The 22,184-nt window shown below is 40.0% G+C and carries 21 protein-coding genes, 1 tRNA gene and 3 pseudogenes; 2 read left to right on the top strand and 23 right to left on the bottom strand.

The features are described from left to right. The first annotated feature begins 94 nt into the window (after positions 1-94). Positions 95-1,159, top strand: a complete 1,065-nt coding sequence (locus ACRWSG_RS13405) for a zinc-binding dehydrogenase (protein ID WP_462166509.1) — start codon at positions 95-97, stop codon at positions 1,157-1,159. A 42-nt stretch (positions 1,160-1,201) separates the two neighbouring features. Here ACRWSG_RS13405 and ACRWSG_RS13400 read toward each other — a convergent pair whose 3' ends face one another. The 21 genes and pseudogenes from ACRWSG_RS13400 to rppH all read right to left on the bottom strand — a co-directional run bounded on the left by ACRWSG_RS13400 (position 1,202) and on the right by rppH (position 18,486). After that, the gene (locus ACRWSG_RS13400; protein WP_462166508.1) at positions 1,202-1,390 is read right to left on the bottom strand and encodes a hypothetical protein; all 189 of its coding nucleotides are present in this window, start codon (positions 1,388-1,390) and stop codon (positions 1,202-1,204) included. Between the two features lie 4 nt (positions 1,391-1,394). Further along, positions 1,395-1,910 carry an alpha/beta hydrolase gene (locus ACRWSG_RS13395; protein WP_462166948.1) on the bottom strand — a complete coding sequence of 172 codons (516 nt, stop codon included), beginning with the start codon at positions 1,908-1,910 and terminating at the stop codon, positions 1,395-1,397. Continuing rightward, positions 1,862-2,158: a hypothetical protein gene (locus ACRWSG_RS13390; RefSeq protein ID WP_462166507.1), complete on the bottom strand. Its 297-nt coding sequence runs from the start codon at positions 2,156-2,158 to the stop codon at positions 1,862-1,864. Before ACRWSG_RS13390 ends, ACRWSG_RS13395 begins: the two co-directional genes overlap by 49 nt. A 360-nt stretch (positions 2,159-2,518) precedes the next feature. Further along, a tRNA-Arg gene (locus ACRWSG_RS13385) sits at positions 2,519-2,593 on the bottom strand. 109 nt (positions 2,594-2,702) lie between these two features. Then, positions 2,703-3,368, bottom strand: a complete 666-nt coding sequence (locus ACRWSG_RS13380) for a FlgO family outer membrane protein (RefSeq protein ID WP_462166506.1) — start codon at positions 3,366-3,368, stop codon at positions 2,703-2,705. Positions 3,369-3,371: 3 nt separating this feature from the next. Then, positions 3,372-4,046, bottom strand: a complete 675-nt coding sequence (locus tag ACRWSG_RS13375) for a FlgO family outer membrane protein (protein WP_138618697.1) — start codon at positions 4,044-4,046, stop codon at positions 3,372-3,374. 14 nt (positions 4,047-4,060) lie between these two features. After that, the gene (locus ACRWSG_RS13370) at positions 4,061-4,654 is read right to left on the bottom strand and encodes a FlgO family outer membrane protein (protein ID WP_054554363.1); all 594 of its coding nucleotides are present in this window, start codon (positions 4,652-4,654) and stop codon (positions 4,061-4,063) included. Between the two features lie 54 nt (positions 4,655-4,708). After that, entirely contained in the window at positions 4,709-5,311 is a 603-nt protein-coding gene (locus ACRWSG_RS13365; protein ID WP_462166505.1) for an SPOR domain-containing protein, read from the bottom strand. Further along, positions 5,301-5,510 (bottom strand): hypothetical protein, encoded by a 210-nt coding sequence (locus ACRWSG_RS13360; protein ID WP_462166504.1) that lies wholly within the window; start codon positions 5,508-5,510, stop codon positions 5,301-5,303. Before ACRWSG_RS13360 ends, ACRWSG_RS13365 begins: the two co-directional genes overlap by 11 nt. Positions 5,511-5,563: 53 nt before the next feature. Beyond that, positions 5,564-8,290, bottom strand: a complete 2,727-nt coding sequence (locus ACRWSG_RS13355; protein WP_462166503.1) for a hypothetical protein — start codon at positions 8,288-8,290, stop codon at positions 5,564-5,566. A 20-nt stretch (positions 8,291-8,310) separates the two neighbouring features. Continuing rightward, entirely contained in the window at positions 8,311-9,102 is a 792-nt protein-coding gene (locus ACRWSG_RS13350) for a fimbria/pilus periplasmic chaperone (protein WP_138600288.1), read from the bottom strand. An 8-nt stretch (positions 9,103-9,110) separates the two neighbouring features. After that, positions 9,111-9,578, bottom strand: coding sequence for a DUF4402 domain-containing protein (locus tag ACRWSG_RS13345; protein WP_054554359.1), 468 nt, complete (start codon positions 9,576-9,578; stop codon positions 9,111-9,113). A gap of 147 nt (positions 9,579-9,725) precedes the next feature. After that, complete coding sequence (locus ACRWSG_RS13340; protein ID WP_462166501.1) at positions 9,726-10,190, bottom strand: DUF4402 domain-containing protein; 465 nt, start codon at positions 10,188-10,190, stop codon at positions 9,726-9,728. A gap of 111 nt (positions 10,191-10,301) precedes the next feature. Continuing rightward, positions 10,302-10,844: an SPOR domain-containing protein gene (locus ACRWSG_RS13335; RefSeq protein ID WP_054554357.1), complete on the bottom strand. Its 543-nt coding sequence runs from the start codon at positions 10,842-10,844 to the stop codon at positions 10,302-10,304. Between the two features lie 139 nt (positions 10,845-10,983). After that, on the bottom strand, positions 10,984-11,493 hold the full coding sequence (locus tag ACRWSG_RS13330) for an SPOR domain-containing protein (protein ID WP_054554356.1): 510 nt from the start codon (positions 11,491-11,493) through the stop codon (positions 10,984-10,986). 428 nt (positions 11,494-11,921) lie between these two features. Then, positions 11,922-12,803, bottom strand: a complete 882-nt coding sequence (gene galU / locus ACRWSG_RS13325; protein ID WP_054554355.1) for a UTP--glucose-1-phosphate uridylyltransferase GalU — start codon at positions 12,801-12,803, stop codon at positions 11,922-11,924. A gap of 26 nt (positions 12,804-12,829) precedes the next feature. Continuing rightward, positions 12,830-13,680, bottom strand: a pseudogene (locus ACRWSG_RS13320) (thymidylate synthase). Positions 13,681-13,693: 13 nt separating this feature from the next. Beyond that, positions 13,694-14,497, bottom strand: coding sequence for a prolipoprotein diacylglyceryl transferase (gene lgt / locus ACRWSG_RS13315; RefSeq protein WP_054554353.1), 804 nt, complete (start codon positions 14,495-14,497; stop codon positions 13,694-13,696). A 14-nt stretch (positions 14,498-14,511) separates the two neighbouring features. Beyond that, positions 14,512-15,321 (bottom strand): sulfite exporter TauE/SafE family protein, encoded by an 810-nt coding sequence (locus tag ACRWSG_RS13310; RefSeq protein WP_462166500.1) that lies wholly within the window; start codon positions 15,319-15,321, stop codon positions 14,512-14,514. Between the two features lie 337 nt (positions 15,322-15,658). Further along, positions 15,659-17,934, bottom strand: a pseudogene (gene ptsP, locus ACRWSG_RS13305) (phosphoenolpyruvate--protein phosphotransferase). A gap of 33 nt (positions 17,935-17,967) precedes the next feature. Next, the gene (gene rppH, locus ACRWSG_RS13300; RefSeq protein ID WP_054554350.1) at positions 17,968-18,486 is read right to left on the bottom strand and encodes an RNA pyrophosphohydrolase; all 519 of its coding nucleotides are present in this window, start codon (positions 18,484-18,486) and stop codon (positions 17,968-17,970) included. A 540-nt stretch (positions 18,487-19,026) separates the two neighbouring features. On the opposite strand from rppH, the gene mutH reads away from it, so the two are divergent. After that, positions 19,027-19,698 carry a DNA mismatch repair endonuclease MutH gene (gene mutH / locus ACRWSG_RS13295; RefSeq protein ID WP_054554349.1) on the top strand — a complete coding sequence of 224 codons (672 nt, stop codon included), beginning with the start codon at positions 19,027-19,029 and terminating at the stop codon, positions 19,696-19,698. Here mutH and ACRWSG_RS13290 read toward each other — a convergent pair. Further along, positions 19,693-20,661 (bottom strand): prolyl hydroxylase family protein, encoded by a 969-nt coding sequence (locus tag ACRWSG_RS13290; protein WP_462166499.1) that lies wholly within the window; start codon positions 20,659-20,661, stop codon positions 19,693-19,695. The two genes, mutH and ACRWSG_RS13290, sit on opposite strands and share 6 nt — an antisense overlap. A gap of 155 nt (positions 20,662-20,816) precedes the next feature. Then, positions 20,817-22,114 (bottom strand): annotated as a pseudogene (gene eno, locus ACRWSG_RS13285) (phosphopyruvate hydratase). Between the last annotated feature and the right edge of the window lie 70 nt (positions 22,115-22,184).

Here is a 22,184-nt window from a genome sequence, read left to right as displayed (position 1 = left end):
ATAAGCTGTGTTTTTGTCGCAAAAAGTCAAGATTAAGGAAGGCGCTTTACTTTAGTCTAATAATTCACAATTAAGGTGAATTGAGGACACACATATGAGCCAAATGAATTCTGTTGCCATGCAAAATGGCAAGCTGCATGTAAAACAAATTGATATCCCTACACCTGGACCCGGCCAAGTACTGGTAAAAAGCCTAGCTTGCGGTATTTGCGGTTCTGATATTCATATTACCCGCCACACAAGCGATGTATTCGATATCTATAAGAACCTTGGCATCATGGCTAAAGAGGCAGGCGATGACCAAGAAGTATTATTAGGCCATGAGTACGCGGCAGAAATCGTTAGCTATGGCCCAAATACTAAAGGCGAATTAGCTAAAGGCACCCGCGTAACCTCAGTGCCAATTTTACTTTCTGCGGGCGGCGCTGGCGTAGGTGTAACCCCTGGGCTATATGGTGCCTACTCTGAATACTTTATTGTTGATGAAGCCTTGCTATTACCTATTCCTGATGCTGTTCCATCAGAAGCAGCAGCCATTACAGAACCACTTGCTGTTGGCCTGCACGCAGTGAACCGTGCACAAATGAATAATGATGATGTTGCCATTGTGGTTGGCTGTGGCCCAATTGGCCTTGCCGCGATTGCCGCATTAAAGCTTCAAGGTATAAAACACATCGTTGCCTCTGATCCACAAGAGAGCAAAAAACAAATTGCCCTTGAATTTGGCGCGACAGAGTACGTAAACCCTATGGAGGATGATGAAGTTGCTAAAGCCACAGCACTTGCGGGTAACAACAAAGTCGTTATTTTTGAATGTGCTGGTGTAAGCCGCTTATTAAACGATTACATTTTACGTGCGCCAGCAAAAGCAAAAATCATTGTAACTGGTGTACATACCGCGCCACTAAACGTTAACTTTGCTTATGCCACAGTGAAAGAGTTAGACCTTATTTTCTCTTATTACTACCAGCCAGAAGAGTTTGCACAATCACTTGAGAACATCGCGTCAGGCAAAATTGCATGGCAAAAAATGCGTACTGGTAAAGTCGGCATAGATGGCGTACAAAGTGCATTTGATACCTTATTTAAACCAAACGACCATATCAAAATCATCATTGAGCCATGGCGCACAGGCGAGCTTGAAAAAGTAACGGGTTAATTTTAATGAGGCTATTAAAAAATTAATAGCCTCATTTTAGAGCTAAAATCTATAAGCGTTCAACTTACTATCAAAAACTAAGCCATCAGTCTCCTCACCTCTACCGCCATTTAAAACAGTTGTAAAAAATGATTTAACTACATCATTTGTCTTTTCATAGAACAGGCCATGGGTTTTTCCAACATTTGGGCCGCCAGTAAAGTCAAAATAAAAAGCATTTGAAGCGACCAAATTCCTAGCAGTTCTTCCTAACCGATTCTTTTTGAAAATTCGCATCAGACCATTTTAGGACCCAATCATTTTCATTGATCGTAATATAAACTCGTTTTCCAGCTTCTATATTATTTACCCAATGTTGATGACCTGCGTTATCAACATCAGCTTGGCACAATACAACGTTATCAAACATTCTTGTTTCAGCTTCGTATAAAGCGTTGATAACGTAATTCTGAAACAAATAATTCCCCAAACTGTATGTCATAAAGGTAAATTTAATATCACATGCCTCAAGGGCCTCTTTATTGAACGGCTCTTTCATGTAATGACCTAGCTTTTCCAACGTAGCATCCAAAGCACCAACTGACGCCTGTGCATTTCTCTTAGCGCTTCGGTATTCTTTTGTCTTAAAACCTCCAGGATTAGAGGACCAAGAAAAAACAACAACCTCAACCCCATGCTCTTTTTCTAATGCTAATGACTTTTCTAAGTTCTTATAAAAGCTTTGATTAAAGCCATGTACAAAAAAACGCAGTTTTTACCTGAAGAAGTGAGCCGTTCACGAACTTCTGCAAATGCTTTTTTAGAGGGAATATTATTCTCTGTGATTTTAGATGGCTCAGTGACTAGTCGCACTTGCCATACTCCCTCTACTTTATCTGCATAAGCGAGCCTAACTTCATTAGGTCCTTTAGCGTTTGCGTAGTCACCAAAAGCATTGTGATCGCCTACGCCATTTTTAAAGTTTGATTTATTTATATTTCTATTCGTAATAATCAACATATCAATATCCTTATTCTGTTTTTAGCCATAGGAAGTAGTTAGAACCTGTCACTTTTATAGGCGGGTTTAAAACTAATCTACAAAATAATGATTAGTTTAGATTTCAATCAAACCGCAAGAAAAACAGTAAAGAACACGACAAACGTATTGTTTTTTAATATTGAAAATAGACATAGTGTTGAGTAAGTGAAATGCTGGCAGCACTAAAAAACGACTTGATAAGAAGACTGTTCGGATGAAGAAATCTGTATTATTTAATAGAACACTCAAATTTATCGGATATTGATTTAGGCAATCGATTTGGAACTTTAATGCTACAAATTTGCTTCAAAGAAGAACATGACTAACCATTGATTTTATTGGTAGCCCCTACAGGAATCGAACCTGTAACTGCCCCTTAGGAGGGGGCCGTTATATCCATTTAACTAAGAGGCCACTCAAAAGCTGAGGTAAAGCTACAGAAAATTATAACGGTCTAAGGCTTTGGTAATCAAGAAATTAATCCAACCGGCTTTAGAGCAAGCCGATCGGTAAAATAATGAGGCTAGTTAACGCGAGCAGTTGCTGATTGGATTGACTCATTCTTTAGCACAAAATAAGGGATCACTTTTTGTGCGCTGGCAATAACCAGCTTTGAGTTTAAATTAATTACTCGCGCATTCACTTCAACACCATTTGGGCGGTATATCAGCGTGCCTGTAAGTACATGGCTCGCGATGCGACGCTCGGCTAACTCTTCTACATCCCGCGACATAACAAAATCACCACGTGAGGTCACACTAATGATATCCATCGCTTTAAAATCAACAACGCCAAAGCCGAATTTTTGCAGCTGGTGCATCATTGTTTCAGAGAGTTGATTACCAAGTTGAGAGCTGTTTTTTAGGCTCGCATCTAAATCAACAAAGCTAGTAATGGCTATTCCTAACTCGCTTTCTTGTTGCATGGTATCCACTAATTCAAGGGCCATTTGCTCGACATAATTAACAACGGTTTTATGATGTTGATAAGGCACAAATAAACGATGGTTAGCGTTATCCTGCTGCATATCTTTTTGCTCAAGCGCTTGCAGCATAGCAACATAATCGACTTGAGTACTTGCTGATGCAGGTGCACTTTGAGCGGTATTTTGCGGCCCTGCTGATTGCTCTGGCAGCAATTGGCAGCCAGAAAGCGCGAGCGTTAACGATGCGAAGATAAAACCTTTCATAGCTTACTCACTTGCTTGTTTAAGTGTAATACCATCACTACGGTTGGTGCTATCAAGGGCATCAACCACTGATTGTGGTATAAAGCCTTGCGCTGACCCTACAACTGCTTTGCTTGCTAAACCAACAATGCGGGCATTAACGAGCACACCACTTTGATGATTAACCAAAGTACCCGCCAATACATAATTGAAGTTTTGATCTTGGCTTAGCTCTAAATAATCACGACTGAAAACATAGTCACCACTTGGCGTGACACGCATATAATCAGTGGTTTTAAAATCAATGACAGGTACACCAAATGCATGAAGCTCATGAATGAAACTTTCAGCAATTTGATTACCTAGCAAATTCGTTGAGTTGTAATCTGCATCAAGGTATACAAAGCTTGAAACAGCAACCGGCGTGTTATCGCTAACATATTGCAAGTTTTCAACTAAGTCCTGCATGATGCCACGCACATAGTGATTAATATTTTTGCGCGTTGGTGCAGCGGTAAAGGTGCTGTTATTCATCACCGCCTGATTGGTTTGAAACACACTGTCGTTACTATGCGGCGCGGCAACTTCTCTTTGCGCAGCTAATTGAGGATCATTATCGTGTTGTGTTACATCACCAGTTAACATTGACGAGCAACCAAAGCCAAAAGGCAAACATAAAGTTAAAATTAAACGTTTCATTAAATGAGTTCCTCTTAATATTCGCTTCGATACAACTGGCCATCACGTTGCTGAACTTTTTCAGCGCCCCACATCACATTGATAGGGATCTCGGTGCTTGCTGCTGACACTATTCGCAGATCTTTGGTATTTACCAATCGGGCGTTAACTATGTAGGCATGTTGTTGCCGCGTCAGTGTGCCGGTAATAACAAAGTCAATATTCTGACGTTGACGCAAGGTATTTACATCACGACTAAGTACACTATCGGCCGATTGCTGCAAATTTAAAGTCTTTTCTAATCGATACTCTATGGTATGAAAACCAAGCTGAGTAAATTGCGTTAATAAACTTTCTTGAATTTGCTGACTCAAGCCACTGCCCTGATCTTCTGCTAAATCAGTACCTAAGCCATCAGCCATATAGAAACTGGTCACAGCAATACGTGCATTGCCTTTGTAAGGGCCTTGAATACGGCTCAGCTGACTACTTAGATCAGCAACGTATTGATGCACCGTATAAGGTGCCATCGGCGATTTTGGGGTTTCTCTAGGGGGCGCTTTTTGTGGCTTTTCAGTTAAGCTACAACCCACCAACACTAAAAAAACTGAATAAAATAACAGGCGCATAATTGCCATCCTCACTAAACTTAGTAAGTATAAAGCAATAATTATGCCTAAGTATTATTGTTGATGGGATAAATCAAGCGGATTTTGCACATAGTGCGATACCAAGCATGCCACCCCGACAGATGCTAACTTTTTACAATCATTAGCAGCTTGCTGCTTTTGTTGATATGCACCAATTTTCAAGCGATGGAAAGTGCTGCCATTTACAGTTACTGACTCTACATTAGCAATAAACTGACCATGAAATAGTGCCGGCGCTTGTTTTTTAATTTCAGCAAGGCGAGCTGTTAGTCGAGGTAATTCTGTTACGGAAGCAAGCTGTAGTGCAAACTTAGCTTCAGGCTCCGCAATAAACTGAGGTACGGTTACTGATGACTTTTTAGTATTTACAGGCTCAGCTTGCTGCGTATTTAACAAAGTAAGTTGTTCAGTGAGTAAGGTTAACTCACTTTCAATTGTCAGCAAGCGCTCAAGCTCTGGCTTCATTGCTTGGAATTGCTGATGCGACTGCCTTAGCTCCATAAGCTCTTGTTTGCTAATTTTCACTAAGTTTTCTTCACTCACTTGTGGCTCTGATACGCTTTGGCAACCAAAGATAGGAGTAACCAGTAAAACTAACCATACTTTCTTCAGATTTTGAAAAATACTAAAAACCATAATTTGCTCCTTGCAAGTGTTGGACATGCTGTTCTGTTACATGGCATTTAATTGCTTGTGATATTAGCTGCACACATTGCTGCTCAAGCTCGTTTGCAGATTGTGCGTCAAAGCCAACCGCAAGCGTGTAGTGCGCATTTGCTTTATCGTGAATATAAAAAGCGTTTTTTAACCCTTGCTGTAACAAACGCTGTTTCACCAATGAGTAATACACCTTTAATATTTTCAGTGAATTAAACTTGCCAATACTCGCTATATATCCCTGGCGCTTTTCGAGTGTCGCAAAGTAATGTCAACTCCCACCAGCACATCACCTTTGGGCGATAACTGTATTTTATGTGTTTGAGTACTAGTCAGTGATTTTTGTCCTTGGTACTGCTTATCTACAATCGCCTGATACTTACCGGGCTTAATATCAGTAAACAAGTAATAGCCATCATAAGCCGCTTGCGTAGTTGCTACATCATTACCTTGCTCATCCACTAAAGTAATTTGGGCATAAGGTTGAACATTAGCTCCTTGCTCTGTCTGCTGATAAACAGTGCCTTCTATTTCGCTGGCATTATTTACTGGGTAATCCATGTACTCAACAAAGCCTGCTCGTGGTGTTATGGAGAAACCATCGTGGGCGGGGATCATAAAAGGGTCAGCAAAACTGTCACGATCGAGCACTATATCTGTTGTGCGGTTAGCTGGCATAGCAGAAAGAATCGCGATCCCTTGTTCATCAGTAATCGCTTGGCGATAATTTTGTAAGCCTTTTACTTTAACACCCGCCAAGCCCTTCTCATTACTGTCTTTAATACCATTATCATTTTCATCTAAAAACACATTAACCATTAAACTACCTGTATTGGTCAATGTTCTGTTGCTCATAAATGGTTGATTATATTGGCTATCAAAACCAAAGCTAAATCGGCTATTTAAGCGAATTTGCCATTGGTCATTACTATCGTAATTAACATTACTGCTTAAGTTAATCCTGTCATTTTGCCACGTTAGTCCTAATTCTGCAGACTGAACATCGTAATCTAGAGAGTCCCTTAAAGTTAACTCTGCTTGGAGACTCGGGCCTAAACTTCGGCTAAATTCAGCTTCATAACTTGCTATCTCACTCACTGGAGAAAGTCGATAATTAACACCAAACCGACTGTACACTCTGCCTAGTCGTGTTTGTAAACGCGTCATACCATCTACACTTTCTTGCCCGGCGCTTGGGTCTTGCCATTGCAATAAATTATTTATTGAGACGTTTGCATAGCTGTAATTTAAACGGTTATAAATTTGCTTTAAATCACCACTTTGTGCGTGTTGAACTAAAAAGTTGTTTTGATAATTAAGCCGCCCAAAGTTGTTTTGCATCAGCTCACCAGACATATCAAATTGATAGCTTTTCAGCGTTATATCTCGACCATTCAGGTTATCTGTACGGTTCGTAGCGCTGAACAACAAGGACTGATCAGCCAGTTTAGTTCTTGTTGTTAATTCAAATTCTCTTTGTTGTTGATTGTTTTCTTCATATTCCATATTAACTAATAACCTATCTAACAAGCTGAGATTCGTTCCTAGAGCAACATGGTATAACTCATCTTGCTCTCGCTTTTGCGCCATAAAGCCTGAGTACATAGCAACGTTATCACTCAATCCATATTGGTATCGCCCTGCAGCAACCCAGCCCTTGTTTGCACTATTACTGTAATTACCTAATAACTGCTTGCCTTGCTCTGAAACAGATAACTCATAGACTGCTTCCCCTTGTTCAAGCTGCGTACCATCAATGTAGTAATATTCTGTTTTTCGCTCTACTTGCCCTTGCGGACCATAAAAAATCAACTCAAAGTTGTTTTCACCAAACAGTAAATCAACGTCAGCAAAAACATAGCGCCCATCCGCCAAGCTCAATTGCTGCTCAATTAAAATACCATTGCGGTATAATTCAACATCCCAACCTGGCTGTACTGCACCAGTTAGATTCACTCGATTATTATTAACTGCTTGCCCAAGTTGATAATTCGAAATTTTAACTCCGCGCCCGTACTGGTTGTTAAAACGGCTGCCAACTTGCGTAGCTGTGACATCACCTACTTCAATAAGACTTGCAGCAAGTGGACCTAACAATTGATTATTCACATCTTGCTTGGAGAAAGTTAGCCTTGAGTTATTCAATAAATCACTTTCACGACCCGATAAAAAGTATTCCATAGTAAGGTATGCAAAATCTTGCGAGCCAAGTAATGAGTAACTAGCCTGACTGCCATCATTATCTTGGGTGTAATTCAATTGTAAGTCAGCCACAGGGACAGATAAAGTCTGATATGGGCTTGGTTTCCAAGGTAAAGTTGCTTGCTTTTGAGTACTATAGCTTTGTAGTTGTTTTTTATGTCGCTGCGCTTGGGCGACAACCGGATAAACAGACTCAGTTTCAATATACAGCTCTAAGCTTGCGTAGTCAGAGCGATGTTTAAATTCTAAAGCCTCAGCGAGTACTGCTGCCTCTATATAAATATCATCATCAACACTAATTTGTTGTTCTGTAAGCTGCCACTTTTTTGTATCTGTAATCAACTGTTTTTGAGCTGTTAATTGAAAGGTTTTATTGGTGTTGATGAACCAACCTTCGGCACTCTCGGCTGATATATCGACATTAATTGCAAGCTGTAAAATATCAACTAGCCCCGAAACGCCAAGCAATATGTCTTGATCAGACTTAAGGGCAAACAACTCACCTAAATAATTTTCATTTAAATAAATTGAAAATAGCAAAAATTCCCCAGTGGCAATTCGTTGCTGAGCGTCTAAGGTATCTGCAGAATGATTAACAGCAGTTATATGCTTAGATTGTGGAGCGTAAAGCTGTTCGCCATTTAGCTTAGCTCTTATGGCATTGACTCTAGCTAGTACATCCTCTGTACTCACAGTCGAATTAGCAACGCTGATAGGACTTAATAGCATAAGCCCTAACGCAAATAAGCGATTCATAAATTTTTTCGCATTAATCCCTAATGTCGAATAGGCAATGAATATGAGCCAAAATCGACGCCTTCATACTCATCGGCACCTTGATATTTAAGCTCAATGTTCCCTTGTTTTGGCAACTGTTTACCAGAGAATAAATCTAACAACACAGTCGCTTGTTCAATTTCAGGGTATAGGCTTAGATTCCCGATTTCTGCGATTTTTTCTTGTTTACCTGCAGAATTAGTAACATACGCGCTAAGTCGACCGTAACTACTAAAACCTTGTTGTTCAGTTAATTTAACGGCAATTTTTGGTTTTTTGTTTACCGAATCTTCAACTATTTCTGCAGTTTGAAATGCAACTTTTGGCAGCTCACCTTGTTCACGATATACAACTGGAATACTAAAACTCAAAATCATATTCACTTTAAGTCCAGCCTTAGCTGCCTTATCTTCATTTGGTAAGGCTTGAAATAGTAAATGGGAACGATATTCCCCTTTAGCCAAATCCTTAGGCTTTCTAATTGCTATTTTAATCGTTTGCCTTTCGCCAGGTGCTAAGCGAATTTGCTTTGGTGATAAGCGTGCCATAGGAGAAAGGCTCGTGGTTACTGGCTCACTCAATGTTTGATAGCCCCCACCAGGTAGCGCTAATTTTTCGCTCCATACCACGCGGTATGTACGGTACTCTTCTGAGCTATTAATGACGGTGACTTTTGCGCTTCGTTGGCGCTCATCAAATGAAACCCGCGTTGGTGAAATAAGTAAGTTTGCCGTTGCATATTGACTGAAAAAAACAAAAAGAAGTCCACATAAAAGACGTTTTGCGAACATATCTATCCTTAGTAATCGACTGATATTTCTAAATAAGTTGTAGAAGAATACTGACCATCAGCGTATGGTTTAGCGCTACGGTCTGTCGTTAAAATACCGCCAATAAATACTTTTGCTTCACCAAATTCATTGGTAATCACATATTTAGGAAAACCATTAAGGCGTACAGAAAATCCAGCACTCGAGTTGCCATCGATATCATGTGTTAAGTCAACTGGGGCAACTAGATTCATAGTTAGCTGAGTTCTAGCTGGAAAGTCAGTAAGTAATAATTCTGCAGGGCGGCCATTTTTAAGAACATAAACCGAGCCCTGCGTATTGATACTGCCATCATCTTTGACGATTACAGAGCTGGTATTTGTATTAGCTAGAATAACTAGAGTACCAAAATCAAGCGCTTGTTGCTCTGTGCTCGCAGCCTGTAAGGGTGTTGAGAACACACAAAATAAAACAGTAGCTAAAAGCAAAAAGCGCATGACTAATTACCTAGTATTATTAGTAAGCAACTTCTAATTGGAAAGTGCCGGTATACTCAACATCACGATAAGGCTCAGATGACGCCGAATTTGAGGTAGATAAATTGGCACCAATGTTAAACTCAACACTGCCGTCTGCATCTGCTGTTAAATTTGGGCTGCCTGGAAGGTAATAAGCATTTGCATTTGGTATGAAGTAATAAAATACTTCCATTCATCAACAATAAAGTTTGGCTCATTTAAACCTTGTCCATCAGAAGCTAAAGTATTAGCAGTAGGATCAGTAATCGACAAACGCGCATTTGGCACCGCTTCCGATACCGTAAATGAAGCAGGAGACCCTTGCTCAATAATTGAAATAATCGCAGGAGATGCATCTGTTCTTGTTGAAACAGGGCTTGCATCAGGTTCTGGGTTAATTGTTAAAACAGCTTGCGCAGCACCTGAAGGATCGGCTACGGCACGAATAGTACCAAAATTTAGATCATTTCCTTTTGTTAAAACAACTGAGTTTTGAACCTTTACTGTTGCACTGAAAGATTCAGTAGTGGCATAAGAATAAAAAGCAGAAAATGCTAATGAGCATGCAATTAAAGAAAGAGGTAATTTCATATTAAGTCCTTATAAATAAATGGCTAAGCCATTTTGCTGTATCTTAAGCTTTATCGACCTCTAGAACAAATACTTTAAGGTTAATCCCCTAATTTCCAAGAGGAAAGATACTTATAGCATCTCCCCAATAAAAGGGGCTGTCACACAAGTTTGCCCCATTCTTTTGGCTATCTCACAAAAAGCTGTCGCCTGAGTATAATTTGCAAATGGACCTGCTCGTAATCCATACAAGGTTACCCCTTTTTGCTCACGAGTTTTAAAGCGAAAATCTAGGTCATTTAAAACAGCAGGATAATCACGTTTAAGGTTCAAGACCTGATGTCTGACCTTTTTCGGCGTTAAATATAAGCCTAATTGTACACCTGCTTCTGCTGCTTTGTTTGCAGCAATAATCGTTTCTAATGAGTCGATTGATGATGATTGCTGAGATTGTATTTGCTCACTTTGGTGATAGATCACATCATTTTGCGGCTCAAATGCCGATGGTTGTGCAGTTAAATCACTATTAGCCGAAAGTACCTCGATTAACAACGCAAGGTCTTTTTCCATTGCAGCAAGACGTTCAATGCTAGGCTGTTGATTTTGCCACTCGGCAGCAAATTGCTGTACCTGCTGTTCAGTATAAACAGGCTGGCTTTGTTCTTGGCTCATCATACATGCTGTTAAAGCAGTTAAGCAGATGGTTAACAATAAATATTTAGAGAAAATAGAAAAATGCATGGTGACGTCAATTCTAAAAAACAGACTTAAATATTAGCAATAAAAATGCCACCTTTAGAGTGAATATTTGACGCTAAAAATAAATTCGATTATCTGTGTATTTACTAACCCAACAATCAATACCTTGTCGCTTAATAGCCGCGCAGTCAGCTTTCGCATTTTTTAAATACTTATAGCCTCCAAACTTTAAGCGGTAGAAAGTTCTATCATGCACGTCTGCAACTTCAACATTCAAAATTGGTTTACCTTGAAAAATACTAGGCGCTTGTTTTGCCATTTTATGAAAGGTGACTTCTATTGCGGTCTCAGAGCTAACTGATGCTAACTGTAACGCAAAAGTATAATTAGGTTTTGTAGGTGCTAATATAGCAGCAGTGGCTAGGGTATTTTTTTGTGTAGCCGTTGATTGAAGCTCAGAACTAGTTTTTACATTAATTTGAAAAATAGGATCGATTAAGCGAAGTGCAAAACTTTGCATAGAATTAACGGTAGAGCTTAGCAGCAGCTCATTACTGCAACCAGAAACAGTTAATAACACCATTAGGTATATACTGCAGCGAAAAGGCTTGAAGTAATCTTTCATAATCAGGATTCTTAAACGTACCGTTAAAAAATTGCTTCTTACTTTGAAGAAGACTATCTGTTAGTACTTACCTGTACATCAAAAGCTAAAAGATAATTTAAGATATTGAAAATAAACACTAACATTATGTTTTTATTATAATTTCAGTTTAGTGCTTTAATTCGCTGCAAATCATGTTGTTAGTAAAAAGTAGCTTTATAACATAAACAATTTGCAGCAAAATTATTAATGCTTTTCATTACTCAGTTAACTAACTGAATTAGAGCAATTAATCACCATACTCATCTTAACAACCCTATAAGACAAAGGTATATCAGAAAAGTCCCTAATTTGTTAATAATCAACAATTGTCAGCTGCTTGTAAATAACAAAAAAGTGCCATATAGGCACTTTTTTAACATAATTTATTACTAAGTAAATAGAATTGGTTATTTAACCAACGACTTTATGAAGTCGCTCAATTCATCTTTGAATTCCTCACGTCGTAAAGCAAATTCAACGATGGCTTTTAAATAACCAATTTTGCTACCACAGTCATGGCTTTTACCTTTCATAGAGTATGCATCAACCGTTTCTTTTTCCATTAGCATGGCTATGGCATCTGTTAATTGAATTTCATCACCTGCCCCAGCTGGAGTTTTTGCAAGTAATGGCCAAATATTTTTGCTCAGTACATAGCGACCCACAACAGCAAGATTTGATGGAGCTTGATCAATAGGAGGCTTTTCAACCATATTCAAAATTGCGGCGCTTTCACCTTGATTGATTGTTACATCACCTAAGTCTACTACACCGAACTTGTCTACTTCGTTTTGCGGCACAGGCTCAACCATAATTTGGCTCTCACCGGTGGTTTCAAAACGCTGGATCATTTCTGCTAAGTTATCTTTTTTAAGATCGCTCGCAACATCATCGATGATCACATCCGGTAAGATAACAACAAACGGTTCATTACCTATAATAGGCGCCGCACAATTTATCGCATGACCAAGGCCTTTCGCTTCACCTTGACGAACGTGGATAATAGTCACATCTTTCGGGCAGATTGACTGTACTTCAGCAAGTAACTGACGTTTCACACGCTTTTCAAGTGTGGCTTCTAACTCAAAACTGGTATCAAAGTGGTTTTCAATTGAGTTTTTACTTGAATGCGTTACTAAAACAATTTCTTTAATTCCGGCTGAAATTGCTTCATTTACAACGTACTGAATCAACGGGCGGTCAACAATAGGAAGCATTTCTTTAGGGATTGCTTTTGTTGCAGGTAACATACGCGTGCCAAGGCCAGCAACTGGGATCACTGCTTTCATTGATTTCTCCTTAAATTTTATTGTTCTTAAACTGAAAACGGATACTTAATTGCATCGTGACACTGATAACCTACTACTTCAAAATCATCTTTTGTAACCCAGCTTTCAATGTCTTCTAATGATTTAATATTTGGGTTTATTTTTAATTCTGGCGACGCGAAAGGCTCTCGCTTAAGTTGTACATCACGCATCAACTCAAGTTGGTTTTCATAAATATGCGCATTCGCTATTTTATGATACGCCTTACCCGGTTTATGTCCGGTTATTTGTGCAACTAAAGCAAGTAACACAAAACATTGAATTTGATTAAAGTTCAGACCCAACGGCACATCACAGCTACGTTGGTATGATGTCAAGTATAGAGTATCGCCTAACAGAGAAAAGGTATGTGTGTGCATACAAGGGCGCAAACAACCTAGCTCAAATTCACCTGGATTATAAAAAGTGACGATTTCACCGCGATCATCAATTCCTTTCGATAAGTTATCGATAACTTTTTTAAGCTGATCAAGGTGGCTACCATCAGGGCGTTGCCAACTGCGCCCTTGAACACCATACACACGACCATATCATCCTCACCACGACGATGCGGATTTTCAAGCCACGCTTTGTTCTCGTTCGCGTTGGCATTCCAAGTCATACAGCCGATATCACGAAACTGTGCAGCGCTGTCGTAACCACGTAAATAACCCAGTAACTCCGCTATCGCCGCTTTGTAAAAGCTCTTTCGCGTGGTGATGAGCGGAAACTTGTTATTTGCCACATCATATTCAAGATCGGCATTAATTACTGTTAAACATTTGGTTCCTGTGCGTTTGTTCTCAACCCACACACCTTCGTCAACAATACGCTGACATAAATCTAAATACTGTTTCATTGATTTGCTCTTGTTATGCTTTGCTTGCCACGCTTTGCTGCGGCTTTTTATAGGCCCATATTAACAAACCAAGGCCACCAATTACCATCGGCAATGACAGTATTTGACCCATAGAGATAACGCCTGCAAATAAACCTAAATGAGCATCTGGTTCACGGAAGTATTCAACAATAAACCTAAACGTACCATAGCCAAGTAAGAACACCCCAGCAACACTTCCCGCTGGACGAGGCTTTTTGATAAACCATTGTAAGATTAAGAACAGTACTAGGCCTTCTAAAAAGGCTTCGTATAATTGGGATGGATGACGTGGCTCTGGGCCACCTGTAGGAAAAACAAATGCCCAAGGTACATCTGTCACTCGGCCCCATAGTTCGCCATTAATAAAGTTACCAATACGTCCGGCTAATAAACCAAGCGGCACAAGTGGCACTACAAAGTCACCTACCTCAAACAATGATTTTTTACGGGTCCATGCAAAGATTGCAATGGCTGTAATTACACCCAGAGTGCCGCCATGGAACGACATGCCACCTTGGTCAATTCTGAATAAATACAGTGGGTTTTCGATAAAGTAGCTGAACTGATAAAACAATACATAACCAATACGGCCACCGAGTATTACCCCGAGCATGCCGTAAAATAATAAGTCACTGACTTGTTCTTTTGTCCAACCAGAGTTGGGCTTTGCTGCTTGGCGATTAGCAAGCCACATCGCCAAAGCAAAACCAATTAAATACATTAAACCGTACCAACGTACGCTGAGCGGGCCTACCGAAAAAATAACCGGATCGATATCTGGAAATTGAAGAGCCATAAAAATAAAAACCTTTAACTAAACACCATTTTAAGCGCAATTATGACAAGTAATAGCGCGAATACTTTTTTTATTGTTGCCACAGGCAAGTAATGCGTAGCTTTGGCACCTATAGGCGCAATGAGCGACGAGGTAACCACAATCCCGACTAACGCAGGCAAATACACAAATCCGGCAAATCCATCACTGAAAGATGTTAATTGCCAGCCGGCAGATACGTAACCCACCGAGCCAAACAGCGCAATGACAATACCACAAGCAGCAGCACAACCAATGGCCTTTTTAATATCAACGGAAAAATAATGCAGTAGCGGCACAATAAGCGCCCCACCACCAATACCAATTAGTCCTGAAAGTGCCCCCATTATGGCACATAAAAAGCCAAGAATAGGCCCTGATGGAAGCGGCTTTTCACTGGCGGCTTTTTTTCGTGTCGATAACACCATTCTAAGTGCGATAAACACCACGCTACCGGCAAAAACAAAGCGCAGCAGCTGCTCAGGAATAAAGCTTGCTGCAAAGCCACTGATCAATCCGCCTAGGCCAACGCCAGTCATAACCCAAGGAGCAATTTCCCATGGCACGTTAGCATTACGATGATGAGCAAGGGCTGAAGACGTCGAGGTAAAAATAATGGATGCTAACGAGGTTGCTATCGCGATAACTAATACATGGCTTGGGTCGGCAACATTAAACGACACTAATAGCGCACTAAGTACTGGCACGATTATAAGACCGCCACCAATGCCTAATAATCCTGCTAAAAATCCAACCACGCTGCCCAAAATTGCGCAGTACACCATTAAAAGTATTACGTCATGCATAGCACACTCATATATTCAATTTGTTATATACATATACTAAACTAATATATATACCCAAACCACCTCAAGATGCGAGTTTCAGTTGGAATTAAAAGCGATTTAGGCAAGGCATTGATTGCAAGTAATAGTGGTTCTATTGTTAAAATCAATAACGCAGTATAAATCGCTTTTAAACCAACCCTTTGGGCGTTTCACAGGCACTTACTCTCATCGTTGTGACTTCTTAAAAGGGACTGCCATTGTTGCAAAGTAACGCCTTGATATTAAGCACCTGTGAAACGCTGAATTCTACATCTTGAGGTGGCTTGGTATAAGTGCTTCACAGCACAATTTTCCCTCATGATTGACCTTGGCTTGGGGTGTAAAATAGCTCGCCGAGTTGATGTTCAATCATAAAGTTACGCGTTAACCTAAGTACATGTTTTGCAGTGGGTTGTAATAAACACTCTGCAAGTAACTTTTCCATATCACTGACATTTAATCGCCTAAGCACAAACTTAATTTTACTAATCGAAGCAAAGTTCATACTCAAGCTTCGATAACCCATTGCAATAAGCAGTAATGCGCCTTCTGGATCGCCGCCTAACTCACCACACAAGCTAAATGGCAGCTCATGTTGCTGACACTCCTGTGCTATTTTTAACAACACTCTAAGAACACTTGGGTGATAAGGATTAAATAGCTCAGCAACGCGGGCATTAGAGCGGTCAACTGCCAGCATATACTGGGTTAAATCGTTGCTACCTACAGAGCAAAAATCGACTTTTTGCGACCACTCTTCAAGCATAAATACACTCGAAGGTACTTCTAACATCACCCCGATTTCAGGGCGCTCAATGGCTTGTTCGGGGTATTGCTCACTTAACTCAAAATAGGCTTGTTCGAGCAGCTTTAAAGATTCATCGACTTCTTCTGAGCCACTGATCATCGGCAGCATAATTTTTAAATTCCCCAAACCAATGTTGGCTTTTAACATCGCCTTGAGTTGATCTAAAAATAGCTCGGGGTGATCTAAGGTCACACGAATACCACGCCAACCTAAAAATGGGTTTTCTTCGGTTATATTGAAGTAATCTAAAACTTTATCACCACCAATATCGAGTGTACGCATCACCACAGGATTAGGGTGGTAACTCGTTAGCACTTCGCGATACCAGTTTTCTTGTTCTGACTGTGAAGGAAATTGGCCTTTTTGCATAAACCAGGCTTCGGTGCGATAAAGACCTACCCCATCGCAAAATGGCTTATTGTCATGCTCGGTATTTAATTCAAGACCCGCGTTTAGTAACAAGCTAATGTGTTCGCCATCTTTAGTGACGGCATCTAGGTTTTGCTCTGCAACAAAACGGTCGTTCAATAAGGCTTCTTGATATTTAAGCTGGCTGTATTCCTCTTGCAGCATTTGTGAAGGAGAAATATATAAACGCCCTGCATAGGCGTCTAATATCATTTGCTTGCCTTCAAACTGCAATAACGGCACATCTTCAATGCCCCAAATTGCTGGGATCCCCATAGCACGAGTTAAAATTGAAGCATGGCTATTTGCCGCACCATTAACACTAACAACCCCAGCAAGGTGGCCTTTAGGTACTTCAGCGAGCATTGCGGGGGTTAGTGTACCGGCAATTAAAATAGTGTCTTTAGGGTAAGGTTTTGCCGCATGCTCAGTATTAACTAAGTGATGTAAAACCCGTAAACCAATATCTTTAACATCAACAGCACGCTCTTTAATATAAGGGTCTTGCATGGCATTGAATTGAGTCACCAATTTTTCAATAACAATTTTCAGAGCACTTTTGGCGTTCCATCCTTGTTTTAATTGCGCTTCAACATTTTGACCAAGGCTTTTGGCATCGAGTAACTGCTGATAAACATCAAATACAGCAAGTGCCTCTTGCGGAATAGAGTCACTCAGTGTCATAGATAAGGTATTAAACTCGTTACGCGTCGCAGCCACAGCTTGGGTAAATAGCTTGCGCTGGGTGCTCACATCGTCGTCTTTTTGCAGTTCTATAGAGCTAAAGTCAAGTTTAGGGATTACTACAAAGGCTTCACCTATGGCAATACCCGGCGCACTTGATACCCCTTTTAATACTGAGGTTTGGTGTGAAAACTCATCAACCCGTAATATTTCTTTTATTTCTGCATGCGCTAACTGAGAAGCTAACTGATCCAGAGCGTAATTAAGAATGACTCTTCGTCAGGGCTAAAAACACGGGCTAGTTTTTGTTGAACAACAATAACGCCTAAAACCTTTTTCTGATGCACGACTGGCACTGATAAAAACGCGTTGTAACCTTCTTCATTAACTTCAGGTGAGAGTTTAAAACGAGGGTGAGATTTAGCAAAAGCTATATTAATGGGCTCTTCACGCTGAGCAACAAGGCCAACGAGACCTTCGGTAAAGCCTATACGAAACTTACCCACGGCATCTGGGTTGAGGCCTTGGGTGGCCATCAATACAAAGTTATCTTGGCTATAATCGGCAAAATAAATCGAGCAGCACTGTGTTTGCATGGCATCTTTTACCATTTGCACAAAACACCCCAGCGCACTGTTTAAGTCCGCCTGTTGCGACACTGCCTCAGCAATTGATCTGAGCGTGGCTAACATGATGCTGCTCCTTTGATTTAAATAAGGTTGCCCTTATCGTTTATGTCGCCAATGATCTTTGTGTTGCTCTCGTTTATTAAACGGCATTGCAAACGGAGCAAACTCTTTCATTACTCGACGATATACATCGCGCTTAAACGAAACAACTTGCCTAACCGGATACCAATAACTCACCCATCGCCAATCATCAAACTCGGGGTGATGAGTTTTAAGTAAATTTACATCTTCATCTTTACAACGAAGTTTCAGTAAAAACCATTTTTGTTTTTGCCCAATGCACACAGGACTTGAGTCTCTGCGAATTAAACGCTTGGGTAATTTATAGCGTAACCAATGTTTAGAACTTGCGACGATCTCAACATCTTCAGGAAGCAAGCCCACTTCTTCGTGTAATTCTCTGTACATGGTTTGCTCAGCAGTTTCGCCGTCATCCACACCACCTTGGGGAAATTGCCAAGAGTGTTGACCATAGCGACGAGCCCAAAATACTTGTCCCTGATTATTGCAAATTACAATTCCGACATTGGCACGAAAACCTTCGGCATCAATCACCTTAGTGCCTCATTTGTAAGTCGATTTTTATTGATTGTTCCACATAACCTGCGATACAGCAAACACTTTACACCTAAGCCTAAATTAGATTGAAAAATTATTTTTTAACAAACATGTTTAATCAAGGTGTTACGAAGTAATTATCATAAAAATGTGCTGTTTGATTAAAATAACTATTTACAACCGTATTTTTATCACCTTACCCACAGCTTGTGCATAACTTTTGTAAATCATGCCTAAATTGCAAACAAATCCACAATACACAGTTAAAATATCCACTTTCTCCACAGAAACTGTGGATAAACATGTTTATATATCTGTATTTATACAAACAACTGATTAATTAATGAAATAGAAACACTGTACAAAAACAGCAAAATAGATAAATATCAATTAGTTAGATTATGACACCGAAAAATAAAACTGATTATTTTTAGCCCACACTTAACGTGCGCAAAAAACACCCAAACACAAAGATATCCACTAAGGCGCGCATTTGCTATCATGAACCGGATAAATAGACAATCAAATAAACGCCTTATGCGACCTATAAAACCCGCTTCTATAAACGAATTAATGCAACGTGTTGATGCTATTGCTGGCCTCACCCTAGGGCAGCTAGCCGAGCAATATCAGTTCAAAACCCCTGACGATTTACTTCGTGAAAAAGGCTGGACCGGGCAACTTATCGAATATGTGCTTGGCGCAACAGCGGGTTCAAAACCAACACCTGATTTTGAAGAGTTAGGCATTGAGCTAAAAACCTTGCCGATTTCATTTAAAGGCAAACCTCTCGAAACAACCTTTGTTTCGGTAACGCCGCTATTAAATGTGACAGGAATGACTTGGCAGCAAAGCACGGTTCGTAAAAAGTTGAATCATGTTTTATGGCTACCGATTTTAGGCGAACGTGAGATACTGCCTTTTCACCGTACCATAGGCAGTGGCTTTTTATGGCAGCCAAGTGCAGAGCAAGATGCCCTTTTACAGCGTGATTGGGAAGAACAAATGGAGCTAATTGCCCTTGGTCGCGTAGATGAAATTTCGGGTCATTTAGGTGATGTAATGCAAATAAGGCCAAAAGCTGCCAATAGCAAAGCGCTGACTGATGCAATTGGACCGAATGGCCAGATAGTACAAACCTTACCTCGCGGCTTTTATCTAAAAACCAGCTTTACCGGCGAGATCCTAAAACAACAATTTCAGCTATGAATTCCAAATAGAAGCTCTTAACCAGAATGGTTTTTCTCTGAACCATAGAGTACAAATCCATTTTTCACCATCAATTACTGGTTTTCCAGAATGTACTGAACTTTTATCAACTTTAGTATCAAGCATATTGTTAAATTGAATTAACTGACCTGCTTTCGCTGATACTTCTAATTCCCAAAACTTAAAGGCAGTCTCCCCACCTTTAAACCCCTCATTAAGGTTTAAAATGATTGTTTTTTTTCGTTGCCCAAAAAAGTCTATTTCTTTTTGGGCTGCACTATTGCTCGGGGTGATAAAGTCATAGTGCCATTTATACTGCTGTCCTTTTTTATATCGATAAATGATAGCTGGTTCAGCATACTTCAAATCAAAAATATTATTAATACACATATATCTTTGAATAAGTGCCGTGAAAAAATCATTGACTGGTAAAGTAACAATATGTTGATCATTATTTCGAATTGAATCTACTTTCTGATGCTTTTGTTGTTCCGAATAAAGTTTGGCATCAGTTAATTTTTCTTTGGCAAATCCAATCACTTTTTGTAGGGCTTCATCATTCATTTTACTGTCGAGTAAGTTAACTCGAGAATCACCAAGATTTTGCGATACAGGAAGGGGTAACAACATTTGAATTAGTTGAGTCAGCTCTTCAGTTAGCAACTCATTAATCTCAGGGACTTTACTAACTAGATGAGGCGAGGCTTTCAATAGCTGACACTTTTGAAACTGCAATTTAGGCCAATACTCAAACAACAATTCAAGTTCATTTAAATTATGATACTTTGCAATTAGAATGCAGTTAATCAATTCATCATGTAGCAAAGAAGATGATATAGCATGGTAAAACCAAGCTCTCGCAAAGTCTTTATTTTTAACCGCGTAATCAATTATGGCCGAATTTTCAACTATTTTGCCATTGAACCGCGCTTCTAATAATTCAAAAATTAACTTGCCAGCCACATTACCCTCAGATTAAATAGAACAAAACACAATAATCTTTAAAACATTATCATTTTTATATTGATTACAAAAGCTTGCTGTTACTACTTAAAGTTTACGCTATAAAAAAACCTCCCGAAGGAGGTTTTTAAGGTCTTGATGAGCTAAAAACCAGATTACTGACCTTTAACCTCTTTAAGACCATTGTAAGGTGCTTTCTCACCTAATACTTCTTCAATTCGAAGTAATTGGTTGTACTTAGCAATACGGTCAGAACGGCTTAATGAACCCGTTTTGATTTGACCCGCTGCAGTACCTACTGCTAAATCAGCAATTGTCGCATCTTCAGTTTCACCTGAACGGTGTGAGATAACAGCTGTGAAGCCAGCGTCTTTAGCCATTTTGATAGCAGCAAGCGTTTCAGTTAATGAACCGATTTGGTTGAACTTGATTAGGATTGAGTTAGCAATACCGTTATCAATACCACGCTTTAAGATCTTTGTGTTAGTTACGAAAAGATCATCACCTACTAATTGTACTTTGTCGCCAATTAGTTGTGTTTGGTGTGCGAAACCATCCCAATCCGACTCATCTAAGCCGTCTTCTATTGAAACAATTGGGTATTGCTCTGTAAGGCCTTTAAGGAAGTGGTTGAATTCTTCAGAAGTGAATTTTTTACCTTCGCCTTCAAGGTCGTAGATATTTGCTTCTTTGTCGTAGAACTCAGATGCCGCACAGTCTAGAGCTAGAGTGATATCTTTACCAAGCTCATAACCTGCATTTGCAACAGCGACCTTGATTGCAGCAAGTGCCGCTTCGTTTGATTCAAGGTTAGGAGCAAAACCACCTTCATCACCTACTGATGTAGAGTGACCTTCAGCTTTAAGTACTTTTGCTAGGCTGTGGAAAACTTCAGCGCCCATGCGCAACGCTTCACGGAAGTTTGTAGCGCCAACTGGCTGGATCATGAACTCTTGAATATCAACAGAGTTATCAGCGTGCTCACCACCATTGATGATGTTCATCATAGGTAATGGCATTGAGTAAACACCTGGTGTGCCGTTTAAGTCTGCAATGTGCTCATAAAGCTCTACGCCTTTAGAGTTAGCAGCCGCTTTAGCTGTTGCTAAAGACACAGCTAAGATAGCATTTGCACCTAATTTTTCTTTGTTTTCAGTACCATCTAAGTCAAGCATTACTTGGTCAACCGCTTTTTGATCAACTGCGTTTTGACCTTTAAGCGCTTCAGCGATTTCGTTATTGATATAGCCTACTGCTTTTAAAACACCTTTACCTAGGTAACGTGCTTTATCACCATCACGTAATTCAAGCGCTTCGCGAGTACCTGTTGATGCACCAGAAGGTGCTGCAGCACGTCCCATGAACCATCAGCTAAATGTACATCAGCTTCAACAGTTGGGTTACCACGCGAGTCCATGATTTCGCGACCAATCACTTTTACGATTTCTGACATCTTGATTCCTCTTTTCCCGAAAATGGTGAGTTAGTGCCAGCTTTATTGTTGCTGGCTTTTTAAAACAAAT

It is taken from the genome of Pseudoalteromonas sp. GB43, assembly GCF_054923805.1.
This window is presented reverse-complemented; position numbering and strand designations above follow the sequence as displayed.

Bases quoted from the DNA above. Each gene is read 5' to 3' on its own strand.
- ACRWSG_RS13345 (WP_054554359.1), bottom strand. From the start codon at position 9,578: ATGCGCTTTTTGCTTTTAGCTACTGTTTTATTTTGTGTGTTCTCAACA.
- ACRWSG_RS13370 (WP_054554363.1), bottom strand. From the start codon at position 4,654: ATGCGCCTGTTATTTTATTCAGTTTTTTTAGTGTTGGTGGGTTGTAGC.
- ACRWSG_RS13365 (WP_462166505.1), bottom strand. From the start codon at position 5,311: ATGGTTTTTAGTATTTTTCAAAATCTGAAGAAAGTATGGTTAGTTTTA.
- ACRWSG_RS13310 (WP_462166500.1), bottom strand. From the start codon at position 15,321: ATGCATGACGTAATACTTTTAATGGTGTACTGCGCAATTTTGGGCAGC.
- ACRWSG_RS13330 (WP_054554356.1), bottom strand. From the start codon at position 11,493: ATGAAAGATTACTTCAAGCCTTTTCGCTGCAGTATATACCTAATGGTG.
- ACRWSG_RS13380 (WP_462166506.1), bottom strand. From the start codon at position 3,368: ATGAAAGGTTTTATCTTCGCATCGTTAACGCTCGCGCTTTCTGGCTGC.
- ACRWSG_RS13335 (WP_054554357.1), bottom strand. From the start codon at position 10,844: ATGATGAGCCAAGAACAAAGCCAGCCTGTTTATACTGAACAGCAGGTA.
- lgt (WP_054554353.1), bottom strand. From the start codon at position 14,497: ATGGCTCTTCAATTTCCAGATATCGATCCGGTTATTTTTTCGGTAGGC.
- ACRWSG_RS13405 (WP_462166509.1), top strand. From the start codon at position 95: ATGAGCCAAATGAATTCTGTTGCCATGCAAAATGGCAAGCTGCATGTA.
- ACRWSG_RS13375 (WP_138618697.1), bottom strand. From the start codon at position 4,046: ATGAAACGTTTAATTTTAACTTTATGTTTGCCTTTTGGCTTTGGTTGC.
- ACRWSG_RS13390 (WP_462166507.1), bottom strand. From the start codon at position 2,158: ATGTTGATTATTACGAATAGAAATATAAATAAATCAAACTTTAAAAAT.
- galU (WP_054554355.1), bottom strand. From the start codon at position 12,803: ATGAAAGCAGTGATCCCAGTTGCTGGCCTTGGCACGCGTATGTTACCT.
- mutH (WP_054554349.1), top strand. From the start codon at position 19,027: ATGCGACCTATAAAACCCGCTTCTATAAACGAATTAATGCAACGTGTT.
- ACRWSG_RS13340 (WP_462166501.1), bottom strand. From the start codon at position 10,190: ATGAAATTACCTCTTTCTTTAATTGCATGCTCATTAGCATTTTCTGCT.
- ACRWSG_RS13355 (WP_462166503.1), bottom strand. From the start codon at position 8,290: ATGAATCGCTTATTTGCGTTAGGGCTTATGCTATTAAGTCCTATCAGC.
- ACRWSG_RS13350 (WP_138600288.1), bottom strand. From the start codon at position 9,102: ATGTTCGCAAAACGTCTTTTATGTGGACTTCTTTTTGTTTTTTTCAGT.